Source organism: Prescottella defluvii (assembly GCF_000738775.1).
GTDB lineage: Bacteria > Actinomycetota > Actinomycetes > Mycobacteriales > Mycobacteriaceae > Prescottella > Prescottella defluvii.
On record NZ_JPOC01000125.1, the window covers coordinates 1 to 790 of the forward strand.

Genomic DNA, 790 nt, shown 5'->3' on the forward strand with positions numbered 1-790 from the left:
GATGAACACGATCTCGGCGAGGCCCTCGACGTTGCCGCCGGCATTCGCCTGGTCGAGGCCCACGAATCCGCCCCGCGTGCCGTCCGCGCCGAACGCTCCGACGGTCGCGCTCCCCAGCCCGCCGATCAACAGCAGGCCGAACCCGAGGCCCGCGACCACCGCCGCGATCCGCTGTCCGCGAAGCGTTTCCACGAGCGAATCGGACGAGTCGACGCCGATGAGCATCACCACGAACAGGAACAGCATCATCACCGCCCCGGTGTAGACCACCACCTGCACGACACCGAGGAACAGGGCGCCCTGTGCGATGTAGAAGACCGCGAGGATGATCATCGTCATCGCGAGGAAAATCGCCGAGTACACCGCCTTGGGCGCGCACACGACGCCGAGCGCGCCGAGCACCGCGATGGTGCCGAGGATCCAGAACTGCACGCCCTCGCCGGTGGAGGTGCGGGTGAAGGTGTCCGCGGCCAGCAGCGCCGCCGAATGCAGAGTCCCGGTGTCCACTAGGTCACCTCGCCGCGGTAGTAGTCCTCGTCGGTGGTGCCCGGGGCCATCGGGTGCGGCGGGGCCTCCATGCCCGGCTGCAGCGGCGCGAGCAACCGGTCCTTCTCGTAGATGAGGTCGGCGCGGTTGTCGTCGGTCATCTCGTACTCGTTGGTCATCGTGAGTGCCCGGGTGGGGCAGGCCTCGACGCACAGGCCGCAGCCGATGCAGCGGAGATAGTTGATCTGGTAGACGCGGCCGTACCGCTCCCCCGGCGAATACTGTTCCTCGGCGGTGTTGTCGG

2 protein-coding genes are annotated in these 790 nt (G+C 68.1%); both read right to left on the reverse strand.

The genetic code is table 11. The annotated features are described in order from the left end of the window. On the reverse strand, nt 1-507 hold a 507-nt coding region (locus tag IJ15_RS0123990), incomplete at its 3' end, for an NADH-quinone oxidoreductase subunit J (RefSeq protein WP_031940844.1). Next, nucleotides 507-790 (reverse strand): 4Fe-4S binding protein (locus IJ15_RS0123995; protein ID WP_037136066.1); only part of this gene is annotated, 284 nt, incomplete at its 5' end. The genes IJ15_RS0123990 and IJ15_RS0123995, both read right to left, overlap by 1 nt.